Genomic DNA, 15,468 nt, shown 5'->3' with positions numbered 1-15,468 from the left:
TCCCGTCGGGGATGGACTACCTGTAATGAGTGAATCACCGAGAGACTCCAGCGCCGAACCCGCCGTGGTCGACATCGTCGGCGTCGGGTTCGGTCCGGCCAACCTCGCGTTGGCCATTGCTGTCGAAGAACACAATGCAAATTGTGCAGCCGTTGATCGGGTGAATGCGCGGTTCTTCGAAAAGCAGTCTCAGTTCGCGTGGCATCCCGGGATGCTGCTCGACGGTGCCACCATGCAGATCGCGTTTCCGAAGGACCTGGTGACGTTCCGTAACCCACAGAGCGGATACAGCTTCTTCTCGTATCTGTTCGAGCAGGGGCGGCTGGTCGACTTCGTCAACCACCAGACCTTCTTTCCCACGCGCCACGAGTTCAACGACTACCTGTGCTGGGCAGCTCGACGAGTCGACGCGGATGTGCAGTTCGGTACAACCGTCGACGGGGTCGAGGGCATCAAGAACTCCGACGGTGTGGTCGATCGCTTTGCGGTCCGCACAGCCGACGGTGAGACGGTGATCGCGCGCAACATCGTCGTCGGAGCCGGACTGAAAGAGCGGATTCCGGAGTGGGCAACGCCGTCGTCCCGGTGCTTCCACAACCACCAGTTCCTCTTCCACCTCGAAGCGATGCCTGAGCCCGTGCACAACAGGTTCGTTGTTCTCGGTGCCGGTCAGAGTGCCGCGGAGATCGTCGACTACCTGCACGCGAACTACCCGAACGCCGAAGTCCACAGTGTTTTTGCCCGCTACGGCTACAGCCCCGCAGACGACAGCCCGTACGCAAATCGCATCTTCGATCCCGAAGCCGTCGATCAACTGCACGGCGCCGACGCCGCGGAACGACGTCGACTTCTCGATCTGCACCGCAGTACCAATTACTCGGTCGTCGACATCGAACTGATCAACAAGCTCTATGCCACCGAGTATCAGGAGATGGTTCGTGGGCCGCGGCGACTGTTCATGCGTCGGGCCTCGGAGATCACGAGTGCCGTAGAGACCGAATCCGGCATCGAACTGGCCGTCCGCAGCAACCTCGACGGCTTGACCGACACGCTGTCGTGCGACGCACTCATTCTGGCCACGGGTTTCACCCCGGCGCCGCTGGACAATTTGTTGGGTGAACTCGTGCCGGATTCGTCCGTTCCGCGTAACGTCAGTCGGGATTATCGACTGGCTGTAACGGAGGACGTGACAGGCGGTATCTATCTGCAGGGTGGGACAGAACAGACTCACGGATTGACGTCGTCGCTGCTGTCGAACGTGGCAGTGCGGGCGGGGGAGATTCTGGCGTCGGTGCTGAGCCACCAGAACCGAACTGGTGCGCTTGCTAGTCTGGGCGCACAAGACACGTACGTAACGAGTGAGGCGAGATGAGCACTAACCCTTTCGATGACGAAGACGGCCGCTTCTACGTGCTGGTGAACGACGAGGACCAGCACTCGCTGTGGCCCACGTTTTCCGAGGTCCCCGCCGGCTGGCGCGTGGTGTTCGGTGAAGACAGCCGCAAGGCGTGCCTCGAATACGTCGAGGCGAACTGGACCGACATGCGTCCGAAGAGCCTGCGCGAGGCAATGGAAGCTGATCAGGCTGCCGGCGGAAAGCACGCAGTCGAGAGCTGATTCTCTCACTGCTCGGAAACCCCCGAGTGAACCGAAAGAGCTGGGCACCGTCAGGTGCCCAGCTCTTTCTGCTTGAATCTCTCTTACTTCTCGGTGACGGGAACGCGGCGTTTGCGCTTGCGGACCATCGGTCGGCGTAGCGAGTCCACGCGCATCAGGATTCGTGGACGACGCAGTGTTCGTGCTCCCCATTCGCCGAGCGTCACGCCAGCAGCCAGGGCGCAGCCGATACCGAATGCCGACAGCAAAGCAGTCAGACCGATCAGTACCTGGTCGTTGAGCAGCGCGTACAGGCCTCGGTACAGCGACAGACCGGGGAGTAGGGGAGTGATGCCTGCGACCGCGACGACCAGCGGAGGCGTCAGGGCGCGGCGAGCCATCAGACCACCGGCAAGACCGACGACGGTCGCCGCGATCGCTGCGGCGATCACGGGGCCGACGTCGAGTGTTTGCACGAAGATCGACACACCGCTGCCTGCCGCGCCGCCCAGGAATGCCGCGGTGAGTGCACGCCGCTCGGCGTAGCAGGCCAGAGCGTAGAAGACCGACGCACACGCGCCGGAGAGCATGAGGATCGGCAACTGGGTGATGGTCGATACTTCCACGTTGATCGGTGGAAGCGTCGAACCCAACATTCCGGTCATTCGCAGTGAGATTGCGACACCCGCGATGATGCCGCCCGTCATCATCACCACTTCGAAGAATCGCGCGACGGCCGTGATGGGCGCACCCATGATCGCGTCCTGGACCGAGCCCACCAGCGACAGCCCGGACAGCAGAACGACCACTCCGGCCGCGATCACCAGCGACGGCCGGATACTGATCCCCAGCTGATCCTGAAAGGTATAGAGCGTCGCGGCGGGCGCAGCCGCGATGAGACCACCGACAACCTGCTGGAAGAAGAACGGCAACCCGAACCGGTTCAGTACGCGGTTGACCCGATCGATAACCATCGTCGTCAGAAACGCGACTGTGGCAACAAGGAACCCGCCGCCGAGCAGGACGGAGACCGAAGCCGCCATCGCTGCCCAGGCCATGGTTGCGGTCCATCGGTTGTACGGGTGCGGCGCCGTCGTGATGGCTGTGAGTGCGTCGTGCGCTTGGTCCGGTGTGATCGCCTCACGGCGGATACGACGCGTCAGACGGTCGACAGCCGCCAGTCGCGTGAAGTCCATCGAGCGGTAGTGGACGATGCGCATCGTGCTCGCCGGCGGTCGCGTCGGGCCGCGATAGGCAGAGAGCACAATCGAGTTGTAAGTGACGTCGACGTCACACTGAGCAAGGCCGTAGGTGGCGGCGATGAACTGCACCTGCTCCGCCGTGTCCATGGCCGCGGTCCCAGAGGCGAGGAGGACTTCGCCGACCCGAACCGCCAGGTCCAGAACTTCTGCGACGACGGCGTCGTCGGTGAGGTCGATCGGTTGTAGCGGCGCGGGAGCCGACGTGACCGTGTCGACGGTGGCTTGGCGGTTTCCCGTCAGGCGTGTGAGTGCTTCGGTGAATTTCGCCATCAGGGGGCGGAGTGGGAGTTGCGCATGGGGCCCACGCTATCTAACGTGACCCGGGCGCGGCCACCGTGACGGCTTGGATATGATGGCTCCGCAAAGTCAGTCGCGGCAACGCGTCGGTCTTCGCCTCCTTAGCTCAGTGGTAGAGCACTCGCCTTGTAAGCGAAAGGTCGTCGGTTCAATCCCGACAGGAGGCTCCGAAAGTAGAGGCACTCACCTAGATTCTGGTGGGTGCCTCTGTGTTTGCCAAAGCGCTGTGGTTGCCGAGATGCAGTGTTTGCCGGGTTCAGTTGGTCTCAGGCTTGTTCGTGGCCTGGCGCGGATCGATCGCGCCGTCGATGTACTGCTGGGCGATCACTCGCAGTTTGACGTTGCTGCGCTGTGAGTCCTGGATGAGGATGCGGAAGGCGCGGTCGGCGTCGACGCGGTGGGTGCCCATGATGATGCCCTTGGCTTGTTCGATGACGCCTCTCGATTCGAGTGCACGCTCGAGGTCCATCGCGTGCTTTCTGGCGATGTCGAGGCGTTGCGAGCTGTGCAGTGCGTAGGACGAGGTGACGGCGAACAGTTGGAGCAATGCCACGTCGGCGCCGGTGAAACCTCGGAGGTCGTGGCTGTAGAGGTTGAGGGTTCCCAGCGGGCGATCTCTACCGGGCAATGGCATCGACAGAAAGCTGACGGCGCCGACTGCTTTTGCCGCGCTTGCGAATTGAGGCCACCGGCTGTGGGCTTCGCTGGCATGCGCACGTACAACCGTGCCCGTGCGTGACGACGTCACACTCGGTCCGTAGTCCAGTCGGAATTGGATCGAGTCGACGGTGCGAACGAGTTGGTGGGTGGCGGCTACGGTTCGGAATGTCGAATCCGAACCGCCGATGGTAATTCCGGCCATGTCGGCGTCGGCGATGAGATCGACGGCGTGTTTGCAGACCTGTTCGAGAAATTGCTCGGCCTGGGCATGTGGATCGAGGTGCGCGTACAGCGATTGCAGGGCGTCCGAGGCGGCGTCCAGGCTGTCCTGCGACGCAGAATTTCGGCCCCCGGTAGGGCCGCGGTGTTCTCTGGCAATGCGCGGCGCCGTCATTGTCTCAACCACCCTTCCCCATCACGTCGCAGGCATGTCCGATTCGTCTTATTGTTGCACCGGACTAACTGTTGTGCACTCTGTTTGGGTGGACAAGTGTCTGGTGGGGCAGACGGTTATGCGGGTGGGATACGTATGCCTAATCGTGATGTTTGGTTCAGTCATTTGCGGGTAGTGCGCCGAGTATGGAATTGCGTTGTCCTGCAACAGTTAACGCGGAAACTGCGACCGCGGTACAAGTTTTCTCCGCAATGGCGCGCAGGTCGCGAACTTGGCCTATTGTCAGCGCCAGCGCACAATCTTGTACGCGTAACCCGCAGACAGTGAAGGGGATACGACGATGAACGGACTGATCGCGGCTCTGAACAGTGGAATGACCGTTGGCTTGGCCAACACGATTCTGACTTTCGGCGGAATCATCATCAATCTCAACATCGTGATCAACAACTGACCGCGTAATCGGCGAGTAACCGTTTGTTATGCCGATTCGATCGGAAGGTCCGGCCCTGGGCGCTCGCCCTTGCTCTTGAGCCAGCGATTGGGAAGCTTGCCGGCCAGTTCTCCGAGTGGACCGACTGCAGCACTGAGGATTCCGACTGTTTCCTGCAGTACCTCGATGCTGGCGCTCATTCTCTCGAGGTTGGGGGCGAGCGAAGTCAAGGTATCGGACAGTGCAACGATCTGGTCAAGCGGGCCGCCTTCGGCGATGAGCCGTTCGAAGGCGCCGTTCTCCGCCAAGAGTGTTTCGAGGATGCCGTTCTCGGCCAGTGCGCGATCGATGACACCGTCCTTGGCAGTCAGGCGTTCGACAGCACCGTCCTGTGCGGTCAGGCGTTCCAGCGGACCGTCCTCCGCCATCATTCGGTCGAGGAGACCGTCCGGGGCGAGCAACCGTTCCAAGGCGCCGTTCTCGGCGAGCACCCGATCCAGCGGTCCGCCGGGGGCAAGAAGTCTTTCGAGTGGCCCGCCGGGAGCGAGTAGTCGTTCGAGAGTGCCGTCGGGTGCGGTCAGTTTGTCGACCGGGCCGCCGGGTGCGAGAAGTCGATCGAGCGGCCCACCGGGGGCCAAGGCCTGCCCGATGGGCCGATCGTCTGCAGTAAGCGATGACAACTGCTGGATCATCTGCATGGGTCCGCGGGGGCTGGCCAGGCCTGCAGCACCCGCCGTCACGGCACCGGTATTACCGACGGCGATACGAACTGTCGTGACCGTCAGTTCGGCGATACCCAAACTGATCTCTGCGGCTGCAATGCCCGCGCGTAGGGGAAGCGTGAGCATCTCCAGCAGTTTCATGCGTTAACTGTAACCGGTAACACACAAACACTCACCAGGATCGCCGGTCAGTGAAGGACCTTCAGACCGACCACACAACCGACGATGCCGAGGATCAGCAGAATCTTGACGACCGACGTGGACTCCGCACCGGTGATCATCGCGTATCCGACGGTCAGGGCGGCGCCGATGCCGACCCAGACCGCGTACGCAGTTCCGATGGGAAGGGTGCGCATTGCATACGCGAGGCCGGCCATACTGACGATCAGGCCGAGGATGAAGACAACGGTGGGTGACATCTTGCTGAATCCGTCGGACTTACCCAGCGCGGTAGCCCAGACAGCTTCGAAAAGTCCGGAAATGACGAGCACGATCCATGCCATGGTGAACAACTCCCAAGGCACCGTCTTTTCGCTGGCCGGGTACGGTGCGCTCGTCCGGATGTCGTCGTTGACCACCCAACCATAGCAACAGAATTCTGCGTTCCGACCCGATCAGCTGGCGATTTAGGTCACCACAGCCGTTCGAACTCTCTTCAGATGGATGGTCGACATGGCCACCACGATCGTCGCCGTCGCAGCGAGAACAGTCAATGGAATCGGCGTGGTCACGGCGGCCGGACCGTGTTCCTCGAGCGGAGCGGTCGACCACCCGAATTCCTGCGAGGCAGGGTCCAGGAAGGTCGCTGAAACCGAGAACAAGGTAAGAGTGAAGGGAAGTACCGACCCGCTCGCGACTGCTCCGACGGCAACAGGCATGCATGACGCGACGGCCAGTCCCAGCGCAAGTGGGAGGACGAAGACGTAGGCGACCGTGGTCAGGGCGGCATCCAGCAATTCCGAGAGTGCGGTCACGGCAAGCAGTCCCAGCCCGAGTTGGGGCATTGGTCTTTTCCAGCCGACGGCGACGCCCAGCGCCAGCGCAGCACCCACCGCGGGCACCGCCCAAGTCCAGTCGGATGAAAAGGAAATCGAGCTGATCGAAACCGTGCCGATTGCGAGTCCGGCGAGTATGAAGCGGGCGTCGTGTTGCGGCAAACGCCAAGCCAGTGCGACGGTAACGGCAACCGCGATCACCACCGCCGTCACCCAGGACCCAGGCGCTGTCGACATCGAGCCCAACCACGCATACAGGGCCGTGAATGCCAGGGGCAGAACAACTCCCAAAGTCACCAGGCGTGTGTCGACGTCGTCCGTCTCTTGACCTGATCGTGCGACCAAGGCGACTCCGGCTACCAGAAGAGTTGCAGCGAGCAGTATCCAGACGGGAACCGTGGACGGCACGGGGTAGGTATCGCCCGGAAGTGTGAGCGACCACCTTGCGACGCGATCGCGCCACAAGTCTGCGCCGCCGAAGTACAGGGTCGTCGCGGTCACCCCGAGTGCGAGAGCAATTTGTGCTGCGCGGTGACTCTTCGTCGGATATGCCGCCGCCGCGAGGAAAGTGCCGGCTCCCATTGCGTTCAGGGTCACCGATATCGAGGCGGAGACAGGGACGAATGCTGGTAACGCGATGACTAGGGCGCCAACGGCAGCGAAGACACTCGCGAGTCCGCCACGTCCCCAGCGATGTAGTAGCGCAACACCGACCGCCGCAACCACAGCGGCAGTTGCTCCCGCCCACTGCGGTGTGATCACCACCGAGGTGAGGCCGTCGTCGGAGAACGAGAAGTCGTCAACTCGAGACTCGGCCACTGCGTACGCGGCCACCACACCGCCGACCAGCGCGGACGCCACCGAACCGTAGAGCTGAGCGATTTGAACTGGGCTACGTTGCTGCATAATTCGTCGAATTTTTGCACAACTCGCCGATACGACTGATCGTCACATCGCCGTGCGGATCCATCCACACCGGTTCCCCGTCTCGAAGTCGAGGGACAAGCAGATGGCGCCCTCGGCTCGGCCACTGAACGAAGTCGTACCCGGCCAATTTGGTCTGAACGATATCGGCGACCCACACCGCAGCGTCCGCGAATGCAGTATCCATCGACAATGCGTTGAAGTGGCTGAATCCGCCGATGTCACGTGCGCCTTGCCAGCCGATCGTGACGTTGTAGTCGCTGTTGATCGAAAATTCCCAGATCAGACGGTCGACAACAACTTCAGGTCCGAATCGCAGGCAACGCAGATCTTGGGCAACAGCTGCGAGTGCTCGTGCCCAAGACTCCGGTGGCGCGAAGCCGGGATCCTCGCCGGGATCGGAGTTGTTGGTGAACAGAGGAATACGCCAGGTCAAGCATTCCATGTTCCACAGTCATTCCATGTTCCACAGTGGAGGTAGTGACATGCCGCATCCTTCCGGTTCGTGGGCCTGTACCCCAGCTTTTCACCTGCACTCAGCTTTTCACCTGCACTCAGCCGTTCACAGGAAGCTCCCAGGGAACATACAGCGAGAATCCAGTGGCAGGGGAGAAGATGGTTCTCGTGACCGACAAGACCCCCGAAGCCCGCATCCTCGTCGTCGACGACGAACCCACCATCGTGGAGTTGCTCTCCGTGAGCCTCCGATTCCAGGGTTTCGAGGTGGCGACTGCTTCGAGCGGAGCCCAAGGCCTGGACGTCGCGCGGACATTCCGTCCCGACGCGATTGTTCTCGACGTCATGATGCCCGGGATGGACGGCTTCGGTCTGCTTCGACGCCTCCGTGCCGACGGTGTGGACGCACCGGTCCTGTTTCTGACGGCGAAGGATTCGCTCGACGACAAGATCAGCGGCCTGACCCTCGGCGCGGACGACTACGTGACCAAGCCGTTCAGCCTCGAAGAGGTCGTGACGAGGTTGCGGGTCATCCTGCGCCGCGCCGGCCGCGGGGTCGCACCGGAGCAGTCGCCGCGGGTGAAGTTCGCCGACATCGAACTCGACGACGACACCCGCGAGGTCTGGAAGAAGGGCGAGTTGGTTGCACTCTCACCCACCGAGTTCACACTGCTCCGATACTTCATGGTCAATGCCGGGACGGTTCTCAGTAAGCCTCGAATTCTCGACCACGTCTGGAACTACGACTTCGGCGGGGAGGTCGGAGTTGTCGAGTCCTACGTGTCCTACCTGCGGCGCAAGGTGGATACGGGGGAGACACCGCTGATTCACACCTTGCGTGGGGTCGGCTACGTGATGCGTGAACCGCGGCAATGATCGCCGCCGCGGAAAACGATCAGCTTCCGAAGCGGGGTCGTTTCCGTCTCCATTCACTGCCGCTGCGCTTCACCCTGGTTGCGGCCTTGCTGGTGTTGGCGGCGCTGGGTCTGTTGGCGTCTGGCGTCGCGGTCACTTCGGCTCTCGAGAATTCACTGACCCAGCGAACCGACAAAACGCTGTACGAGGCGGTCGACGGCTGGGCAAAGCCGCACACCAGAGATTTGCAGCCACCCAGCGATGTCGGTCCGCAAACTCGTCCGCCCAGTCCCTTCTTCGTTCGGACGGTGACCGCGGACGGGAAGGTGTTCACTCTCAACGACAAGTCGACGACGACCGAACCCGACCTGTCGAAAGATTCCACCGACGGCCCGATCACCGTCGGATCGAGCGACGGTTCGGACGTGAACTGGCGCGTGCTCACGACGGTTCGCGACGGCACGACCACGACTATCGGTGTGCGACTGACGGATATCGAACAGACCGTCGACGACCTGGTCGGCCTGCAACTCGGCATCGGCCTGGTTGTCCTGCTGATCTTGGGCGGCGGAGCGTATTTCGTGGTTCGTCGGAGCCTTCGTCCGCTGGTCGAGGTTGAGGAAACTGCCGCTGCCATTGCCGCCGGCGACCTTCATCGACGGGTCCCGGAGCGTGACGACCGCACCGAGGTCGGCCGATTGTCGGTGGCGCTCAACGGAATGCTCGCGCAGATTCAACACGCATTTGCCGCGACCGAGGCTTCGGAGGAATCAGCACGGCGTTCCGAGGAGAAGATGCGTAGGTTTGTCGGCGACGCGAGCCACGAGTTGCGCACACCCTTGACGACTATTCGTGGGTTCGCCGAGTTGTATCGCCAAGGCGCCATGACGGATACGGAAACGCTGATGAACCGGATCGAGGGCGAGGCGTCGAGGATGGGACTTCTGGTCGAAGATCTGCTCATGCTGGCAAGACTCGACGAACAGCGTCCACTCGAGAACAAGCCGGTGGATCTGCTTGCAGTTGCGGCGGATTCGGTACAGGCGGCACGAGCGATCGCACCGGATCGAACTGTCGAACTTCAGATGACCGGCGGCCCGGGCCTGCCCGAAGTGCAGGGTGACGAGGCCAGGCTGCGTCAGGTAGTCGCCAATCTGGTGGGCAACGCGATCAAACACACTCCGCCGGATGCGCAGGTCACCGTTCGTGTCGGTACGACCGAGAACTCCGCGGTGGTCGAGGTTTCGGATACCGGTCAGGGTTTGAGTGACGAGGATGCCGCGCGGATCTTCGAGCGTTTCTACCGCGCCGACACCTCTCGCACCCGTGAGACCGGGGGCGCCGGTCTCGGCCTGTCCATCGTTTCGGCTTTGGTTGCAGCGCACGACGGAACCGTCAGCGTCGAGACTGCCCTCGGGCAGGGGACGACGTTCCGCGTCGAATTGCCGCGTGACCCGAAGGACGACTGACGCCGGATTACCGCAACCGGCCCCTCAGAAGTAGGTGTGCACCGTGCCGACGACGCGGTAATCCGAATCGACCTCGGGAATCAGTGACCACTTGTCGAACGTGGTGCAGGGATGCGAGATTCCGCAACCGAGCAGATCGCCGACCTTCACGTCGAAGTCAGCCGGAACGTCGACGTACGCGTGCTGGTCGTTGAGTGCGGTGATCGTCAGCTCTCGCGCTGATCGGTTGGATCCGTCGCGTCGGCGCCACAGGACTATGGGAAAGCCTGCGTCGGAACCGACATCGCGGCGGCCGAAGCCCAGGATCACCCGTCCGGGTTCAGGTATTGAGAGCACTACGCCCCAGACCTCTGCGGCTCCCTGCAGAGTTCGCGGACCGTCAGCCCACGGCGAAGTCTCGGCATAGAGACCGTGATCGTGAGTGATGTAGCAACCGCTGCGCAGCACGACGCGTACACCGTTGTCCACTGCCCACCGTCCGGCCAGTTCGCGTACAACGAGATCGTGAAACGCACTGCCGCCGAAAGTGACCAGCGGCCGGGGAGCCTTCGGAGAATTGTTCTCGAAGAGGTTCTCGGCCACACAGATTTCCGTGAACACCCGCGCGGATTTGAGATACGAATCGACGGAAATACGGCGGGCGGCTACCGAGGCTCCTGGCATCATGCCCTCGAAACCCTCGACTCCGGTGAGAATCAACGAAGGAGCCTGCGACGCTGCGCGTGCGACGTCGAGTGCTTGCTCGACAGTGCGAGCGCCCGCGCGTCCGCTGTCGTAGCCGAGTTCGACGAGAACCCGGATACGGCTGGCTGGTGAGACTTTCGCGATCAACTGTTCCATCAGGCGGACGCTCTCGACCGAGTCCACGAGGGTGGTGACGAAGAAATCGGGGTCGGTGGCCTGGGCGTCGCAGATCCACCGAATGCCGGCGGGATCGAGCACCTGACTGGCGATGATGATGGTGTCCACACCGAACTCACGCAGAATGCGTGCCTGCGCAACGGTTGCCGCCGTCATCGCCCAAGCCCCGGCGTCGAGTTGCCGACGAACCAGTTCGGGGCTCATCGTGGTCTTCGCGTGGGGCGCCAGATCCACATCGTGATCGGAGCAGAACTGCGCCATGAGGTCGACATTGTGCGCGATCGCTGCACGATCGAGTGTCATCACGGGTAGCAGGAGGTTGCCGTCGAGCGCAGAGATCCCCAGTGGCTCCAGGTCGGAGCCGTCGCGACCTTCGAGGTCGGTGCCGAATGCCTTGTGCTGCCAACCGATCGGGGGGTTCGCGAAATCCGTCATGGCATCGATTGTGCCGTTGATTGCAGACGATGTGTTCATGTGTGGTGACTTTCTGTCAGAACTATGCAGGTCAGAACGAGATCCGGCTATGAGCGGCGTACCGGGCGACCGGGCAACGCGTCCTGGACCACGGCACCGCCTTCGACGACGGGTACGCCGCCGACCAGCACGCGGCTGATTCCGGTGGAGGGACGGATGCCGTCGATGTAGGTGGCGTTGTCGGTGATTCGCTCGGGGTCGAAAACGAGGATGTCCGCGTCGCTACCGGGGCTGATCCGACCTTTCGTCGCCATCGAGGGAACCGACTCCTCCAGAATCTGCGCGGGGATCAACGAGCAGCGCGCGATGATCTCCGACAGCGACAGCAGTTGACGCTCGCGGTACAGCGTACGAATCGCTCGCGCATAGGTGCCGGCGCCGCGTGGGTGGCCGAGTGCCTTCTCCGGCAATGGCCACTGCAACGCATCGGCAGCGGTACGGCCTGGCCAGGTCAGTGGCATCGCGTCGCTCGCGATGGCGGCACGGTCGAAAGTCATCGCGCGTTCGAGGAACTCGCGCTGCACGGTGTCGTTCTCGTCGAGGAACTCCACCAGTACCAGTCCGCCGGGGTCCGTTGCCCGAAGATGTTCCAGCTGCTTGCGGTCGGCGATACGTTCACCGGTGGGCACGAAAGTCAGCGATCGTGGTGTCAGATTCATCAGATGCAGCTTGTCTGGATCGAGAAACGCAGCTCCGACGGCCGTCGAGCCTGACCCGTACGGATACGCCTCGGTCGTGACGCGAGATCCGGCTGCCTGGACCTGAGCCACCACGGACAGTGCATGGTCGACGTGCATTCCCGAGGTGCTGTTGACGTGGCAGTAGTGCATGTGCGCGCCGGTTTCGGCTGCTGCACGGGCGATTTCGACGGCGCCGTCCACCGGGCTCGACGGATCGGCCGAGATGAGTGGGCGCGCATGGGTGTAAGTGGGAACTCCGGCTCGGGCCGCGAGATCCGCCACCTGCAGGTACTCGGCCGGATCGGATTTCGGGGCGTATCCGACCACCACGCCGATGCCGAGAGCGCCTGCAGCGAGATCGTTTTCGAGGAGTTCGAGAATGTGGGCGCGCTGGGAGGCAGTGGGTTCGCCCTGCCAGCTCGGGGAACCGACATGGTGCAAGAGAGTCCTGATGTCGCCATCGGGATCGGCGCCCGAGAGTTCGATCATGCGTGCGTGCGCCCACGACGTCGCGTAGCCGTAGTTGATCGGGCGCCCCTCGGCACCGGCACGCGCATATGCCTTCGCAACAGGAATGACGCCTGCCTCCAGTTCGAGGGCCGTCGTCACTCCGTCCAACGCCTGAAGTCGCTGCTCGGCGATTTCCTGTCCGTGGCTGTGCAGGTCGATGAATCCGGGGCAGATCACCTGACCGGTCACGTCGATCGTCTGCCGAGCCTCGATCGCGTCGTGACCCCACGCCGAGACCTTGCCGTCGGTGATCGCGATGCCCCGAACCTCGTCGGTCCCCGATGCGGGATCGACGACGCGGCCGCCGGTGAACACGATGTCGTGGACCTGCATCAGCGCTGCACTCCTGTCGTTGGTCGAACCGCCTGGCCCGGCGAATGTCCCGATGGTTTCACGGCTCGGGTATCGGATTCTGGTGTGAACGTCCCAAATGGAGGCCGACTCACCGTTCGACCGGACAAGAAACGAATGCAGTCGAGTGTGAAGGTGAAAGCGAAGTTATCAATTCAGCCGATTGAGATCGATGGAGGACAGGAATGCACGTCTATATTTCGGTGGACATGGAGGGTATCGCGGGTATCGCGACGCTCGATCAGACGATCCGCGGCGGTGGCGGCTACCACCGTGCGCAGATGCTCATGACCGCCGAGACCAATGCTGCGATCGCCGGTGCGTTCGACGCCGGTGCGACGAGTGTCCTGGTCAACGACAGCCACGGAACGATGGACAACCTGCTTCACGCCGATCTGGATCCACGGGCGCGCCTGATCTTCGGATCACCCAAGATGCAGTGCATGGCCGAGGGAATGACGTCGGATCACGACGTCGCCCTGTTTGTCGGCTATCACGCACCAGCTGGTGGACCCGGCGTCCTGGCGCACACGTTCTCGAGTTTGTTCGCCGACGTCCGCCTCGACGGCAAGTCCGTCTCCGAGACCGACGTCAACACCCTCTACGCTGCCACCCAGGGCGTTCCCGTCGGTCTCGTGACGGGTGACGACATCATCTGTGGCTTGGTGGACGCGGCCTCGCCGACAACCGAGACCGTCGAGGTCAAGAAGGCACACGGATGGTCGGCAACCAATTCGCTGCCGCCGTCGCTGGCGTGCGAGCAGATCCGAGCAGGCGCCGAGCGCGCAGTGCGCAAGGCCGACACACTGAAGCCGGTCGAGCTGCGTGACGAATGGACCCTCGAGATCGTTCACCCCACCACTACGGGAGCTGAACTCGCCGAGGCTGTTCCCGGCTCACGACGGATTTCGGATCGTACGATTTCGCACACACTCGGCAGCGTCGACGACATTCTCGGCCTGATCACTGTCAATGCTCGGCTTGCAGCCGCAGGCGTCTCGACGATCGTGGCAGTCGCCAATCGCACGTGATGAAGTAGCGACTCCATCGCGAAATGCCGCCGACGCCGTGTGCGTCGGCGGCATTTGTCATCTACTGGGGCAGAACATGTTCCGACCGACCAAACGTTGCTTCAGGTATTGGTGAAACGGACCAATGCGGTAGACGTGTTCGCTGTCACACTTCATCAGTCTTTTCAATGTTCTAGTCCATGCGGCACAAGACAATTCGGGAGGCTTGATGAAGGCGGAACGCGTCACAGTGGAAGAATCATCGCGGGGGACCGGCGGTTCGGTTCGAAACATGTTGGACAACAGGTCGATTCGTCGCACAACCACCGTTACGGTGGGGCTGCTCAGTACTATCTGGTTGATCGACATGGTGGATCGCGTCATGATCGGGCTTGCGCTTCCGATGATCGGCGACGAATTCTCGCTCAGCAGTACGCAGTTGGGTGGTGTGGTTTCGGTCTTCGCGATCTTCTACATGCTCGGGCAGGTCCCCGGCGGAATGTTGGCCGACCGCTTCGGACCCAGGCCACTGTTGATCGTGGCGTTGATCCTGTGGTCGGTGTTCACCGCGTTGACCGGGTTCGCGTGGGGTCTCATCTCGCTGATGGTCATGCGTGCGATGTTCGGTATCAGCCAGGGGCTCTTTCCGGCGGCGTCGTTCAAGGCTTTGGCTGAGCGGACGCGTCCGAAAACCAGAGCGACCGCGATGGGTTTCATGCTCGGCGCCAACAACCTCGGCCCCGGCGTCGCACCGCTGATCATCGCGCCGGTCCTCATGGCCGTGGGGTGGCGTGACGCGTTCTGGCTGGTGGCCATCGTCGGCGCTGTGATCGGCACGGTGGTGTGGTTGGTGCTGCCGGCACCGTTGGACACGGACATCTCGGAAGATCCTGAGGCTGCGCTGCAACCTCTGGCGAGCGAGCACTCTCGCGCCGCGGTGTTCAAGTCCGCGTCGGTGTGGAAGTTCGCAATTCTGTTCTGCCTGGCCAACATGTCCGCGTACGGTCTGATGACCTGGGTGCCGAGTTATCTGCTCAACGACAAGGGACTCTCGCTGATCGACACGGGAATCTTTGCCGCGATCCCCTTCATCGTCACGGCGCTGGCCACGATTGTGGGCGGGCGGTTGGTGGACAAGTACTTCCACGACCGGGCTCGGATTCTTCTGGTTCCGTGTATGGCCACGTCGGCAGTCCTGTTGTTCCTGATGACCACCGCTGACACCGTCGCGATGTTCACGTTCTACGAGACGTTGGCTCTAGGCATCAGCGGTCTGTGTTCGATGTCGATCTTCGCGATGCCGTTGCGGGCACTTCCTTCCGAATTCCTCGGTTCCGGAATGGGTTTGATCAACGGTTGTGGTCAGTTCGCCGGTTTCATCACCCCGCTCGTGATGGGATGGATGGTGGACCAGTTCTCGTACATGGCTGCATTCGGAGTCCTGGTCGGAGCGACGAGCGCTGCCGCATTGGTGGCCATGATCGTTCCGCAGACCCCGGCGAAATTCTGAGAAGGAGACTGA

General features: G+C 62.2%; 14 protein-coding genes, 1 tRNA gene and 1 riboswitch. Of the genes, 7 read left to right on the top strand and 8 right to left on the bottom strand.

The genetic code is table 11. The features are described from left to right. Positions 1 to 25 precede the first annotated feature (25 nt). Entirely contained in the window at positions 26 to 1,372 is a 1,347-nt protein-coding gene (locus RE4_RS08005; protein WP_019747015.1) for a lysine N(6)-hydroxylase/L-ornithine N(5)-oxygenase family protein, read from the top strand. Then, positions 1,369 to 1,617 carry an MbtH family protein gene (locus RE4_RS08000; RefSeq protein ID WP_003945538.1) on the top strand — a complete coding sequence of 83 codons (249 nt, stop codon included), beginning with the start codon at positions 1,369 to 1,371 and terminating at the stop codon, positions 1,615 to 1,617. Before RE4_RS08005 ends, RE4_RS08000 begins: the two co-directional genes overlap by 4 nt. A gap of 83 nt (positions 1,618 to 1,700) precedes the next feature. Here the strand turns inward: RE4_RS08000 and RE4_RS07995 are convergent, their stop codons facing one another. Next, the gene (locus RE4_RS07995; RefSeq protein WP_019747016.1) at positions 1,701 to 3,128 is read right to left on the bottom strand and encodes a threonine/serine exporter family protein; all 1,428 of its coding nucleotides are present in this window, start codon (positions 3,126 to 3,128) and stop codon (positions 1,701 to 1,703) included. Between the two features lie 122 nt (positions 3,129 to 3,250). Here RE4_RS07995 and RE4_RS07990 point away from each other — a divergent pair. After that, a tRNA-Thr gene (locus RE4_RS07990) sits at positions 3,251 to 3,322 on the top strand. Between the two features lie 89 nt (positions 3,323 to 3,411). On the opposite strand, the gene RE4_RS07985 is transcribed toward RE4_RS07990, so the two are convergent. The 5 genes from RE4_RS07985 to RE4_RS07965 form a co-directional block, all read right to left on the bottom strand. Next, positions 3,412 to 4,209 (bottom strand): GAF and ANTAR domain-containing protein, encoded by a 798-nt coding sequence (locus RE4_RS07985; RefSeq protein WP_020968516.1) that lies wholly within the window; start codon positions 4,207 to 4,209, stop codon positions 3,412 to 3,414. 477 nt (positions 4,210 to 4,686) lie between these two features. Next, complete coding sequence (locus tag RE4_RS07980; protein WP_060938389.1) at positions 4,687 to 5,502, bottom strand: hypothetical protein; 816 nt, start codon at positions 5,500 to 5,502, stop codon at positions 4,687 to 4,689. A gap of 47 nt (positions 5,503 to 5,549) precedes the next feature. Further along, positions 5,550 to 5,864, bottom strand: a complete 315-nt coding sequence (locus RE4_RS07975; RefSeq protein ID WP_020906330.1) for a DMT family transporter — start codon at positions 5,862 to 5,864, stop codon at positions 5,550 to 5,552. Positions 5,865 to 5,878: 14 nt separating this feature from the next. Continuing rightward, positions 5,879 to 5,944, bottom strand: a riboswitch (guanidine-III (ykkC-III) riboswitch). Positions 5,945 to 5,987: 43 nt separating this feature from the next. Continuing rightward, entirely contained in the window at positions 5,988 to 7,262 is a 1,275-nt protein-coding gene (locus tag RE4_RS07970) for a hypothetical protein (RefSeq protein ID WP_060938388.1), read from the bottom strand. Further along, complete coding sequence (locus RE4_RS07965) at positions 7,249 to 7,725, bottom strand: hypothetical protein (protein WP_060938387.1); 477 nt, start codon at positions 7,723 to 7,725, stop codon at positions 7,249 to 7,251. Before RE4_RS07965 ends, RE4_RS07970 begins: the two co-directional genes overlap by 14 nt. Before the next feature lie 170 nt (positions 7,726 to 7,895). Between RE4_RS07965 and RE4_RS07960 the strand changes: the two genes are divergently transcribed. Continuing rightward, the gene (locus RE4_RS07960) at positions 7,896 to 8,612 is read left to right on the top strand and encodes a response regulator transcription factor (protein ID WP_007734368.1); all 717 of its coding nucleotides are present in this window, start codon (positions 7,896 to 7,898) and stop codon (positions 8,610 to 8,612) included. Beyond that, positions 8,609 to 10,060, top strand: coding sequence for a sensor histidine kinase (locus RE4_RS07955; protein ID WP_060938386.1), 1,452 nt, complete (start codon positions 8,609 to 8,611; stop codon positions 10,058 to 10,060). The genes RE4_RS07960 and RE4_RS07955 overlap by 4 nt, the downstream gene beginning before the upstream one ends. 24 nt (positions 10,061 to 10,084) lie before the next feature. Here the strand turns inward: RE4_RS07955 and RE4_RS07950 are convergent, their stop codons facing one another. Both RE4_RS07950 and RE4_RS07945 read right to left on the bottom strand, forming a co-directional pair. Continuing rightward, positions 10,085 to 11,356, bottom strand: a complete 1,272-nt coding sequence (locus RE4_RS07950) for an alanine racemase (RefSeq protein ID WP_238077130.1) — start codon at positions 11,354 to 11,356, stop codon at positions 10,085 to 10,087. 86 nt (positions 11,357 to 11,442) lie between these two features. Beyond that, positions 11,443 to 12,918, bottom strand: coding sequence for an amidohydrolase family protein (locus RE4_RS07945; protein ID WP_019747024.1), 1,476 nt, complete (start codon positions 12,916 to 12,918; stop codon positions 11,443 to 11,445). 203 nt (positions 12,919 to 13,121) lie between these two features. Between RE4_RS07945 and RE4_RS07940 the strand changes: the two genes are divergently transcribed. Both RE4_RS07940 and RE4_RS07935 read left to right on the top strand, forming a co-directional pair. Beyond that, positions 13,122 to 13,967, top strand: a complete 846-nt coding sequence (locus RE4_RS07940) for a M55 family metallopeptidase (protein ID WP_019747026.1) — start codon at positions 13,122 to 13,124, stop codon at positions 13,965 to 13,967. 208 nt (positions 13,968 to 14,175) lie between these two features. Continuing rightward, entirely contained in the window at positions 14,176 to 15,456 is a 1,281-nt protein-coding gene (locus RE4_RS07935; RefSeq protein ID WP_021342959.1) for an MFS transporter, read from the top strand. The last annotated feature ends 12 nt before the right edge of the window (positions 15,457 to 15,468 follow it).

The sequence above is a fragment of the Rhodococcus erythropolis NBRC 15567 genome (assembly GCF_001552595.1).
GTDB classification, from domain to species: domain Bacteria; phylum Actinomycetota; class Actinomycetes; order Mycobacteriales; family Mycobacteriaceae; genus Rhodococcus_F; species Rhodococcus_F erythropolis.
This window is presented reverse-complemented; position numbering and strand designations above follow the sequence as displayed.

Excerpts from the sequence above, each read along its gene's own strand:
- RE4_RS08005 (WP_019747015.1), top strand. The coding sequence starts at position 26 with ATGAGTGAATCACCGAGAGACTCCAGCGCCGAACCCGCCGTGGTCGAC.
- RE4_RS08000 (WP_003945538.1), top strand. The coding sequence starts at position 1,369 with ATGAGCACTAACCCTTTCGATGACGAAGACGGCCGCTTCTACGTGCTG.
- RE4_RS07995 (WP_019747016.1), bottom strand. The coding sequence starts at position 3,128 with ATGGCGAAATTCACCGAAGCACTCACACGCCTGACGGGAAACCGCCAA.
- RE4_RS07985 (WP_020968516.1), bottom strand. The coding sequence starts at position 4,209 with ATGACGGCGCCGCGCATTGCCAGAGAACACCGCGGCCCTACCGGGGGC.
- RE4_RS07980 (WP_060938389.1), bottom strand. The coding sequence starts at position 5,502 with ATGAAACTGCTGGAGATGCTCACGCTTCCCCTACGCGCGGGCATTGCA.
- RE4_RS07975 (WP_020906330.1), bottom strand. The coding sequence starts at position 5,864 with ATGGCATGGATCGTGCTCGTCATTTCCGGACTTTTCGAAGCTGTCTGG.
- RE4_RS07970 (WP_060938388.1), bottom strand. The coding sequence starts at position 7,262 with ATGCAGCAACGTAGCCCAGTTCAAATCGCTCAGCTCTACGGTTCGGTG.
- RE4_RS07965 (WP_060938387.1), bottom strand. The coding sequence starts at position 7,725 with ATGGAATGCTTGACCTGGCGTATTCCTCTGTTCACCAACAACTCCGAT.
- RE4_RS07960 (WP_007734368.1), top strand. The coding sequence starts at position 7,896 with ATGGTTCTCGTGACCGACAAGACCCCCGAAGCCCGCATCCTCGTCGTC.
- RE4_RS07955 (WP_060938386.1), top strand. The coding sequence starts at position 8,609 with ATGATCGCCGCCGCGGAAAACGATCAGCTTCCGAAGCGGGGTCGTTTC.
- RE4_RS07950 (WP_238077130.1), bottom strand. The coding sequence starts at position 11,356 with ATGACGGATTTCGCGAACCCCCCGATCGGTTGGCAGCACAAGGCATTC.
- RE4_RS07945 (WP_019747024.1), bottom strand. The coding sequence starts at position 12,918 with ATGCAGGTCCACGACATCGTGTTCACCGGCGGCCGCGTCGTCGATCCC.
- RE4_RS07940 (WP_019747026.1), top strand. The coding sequence starts at position 13,122 with ATGCACGTCTATATTTCGGTGGACATGGAGGGTATCGCGGGTATCGCG.
- RE4_RS07935 (WP_021342959.1), top strand. The coding sequence starts at position 14,176 with ATGAAGGCGGAACGCGTCACAGTGGAAGAATCATCGCGGGGGACCGGC.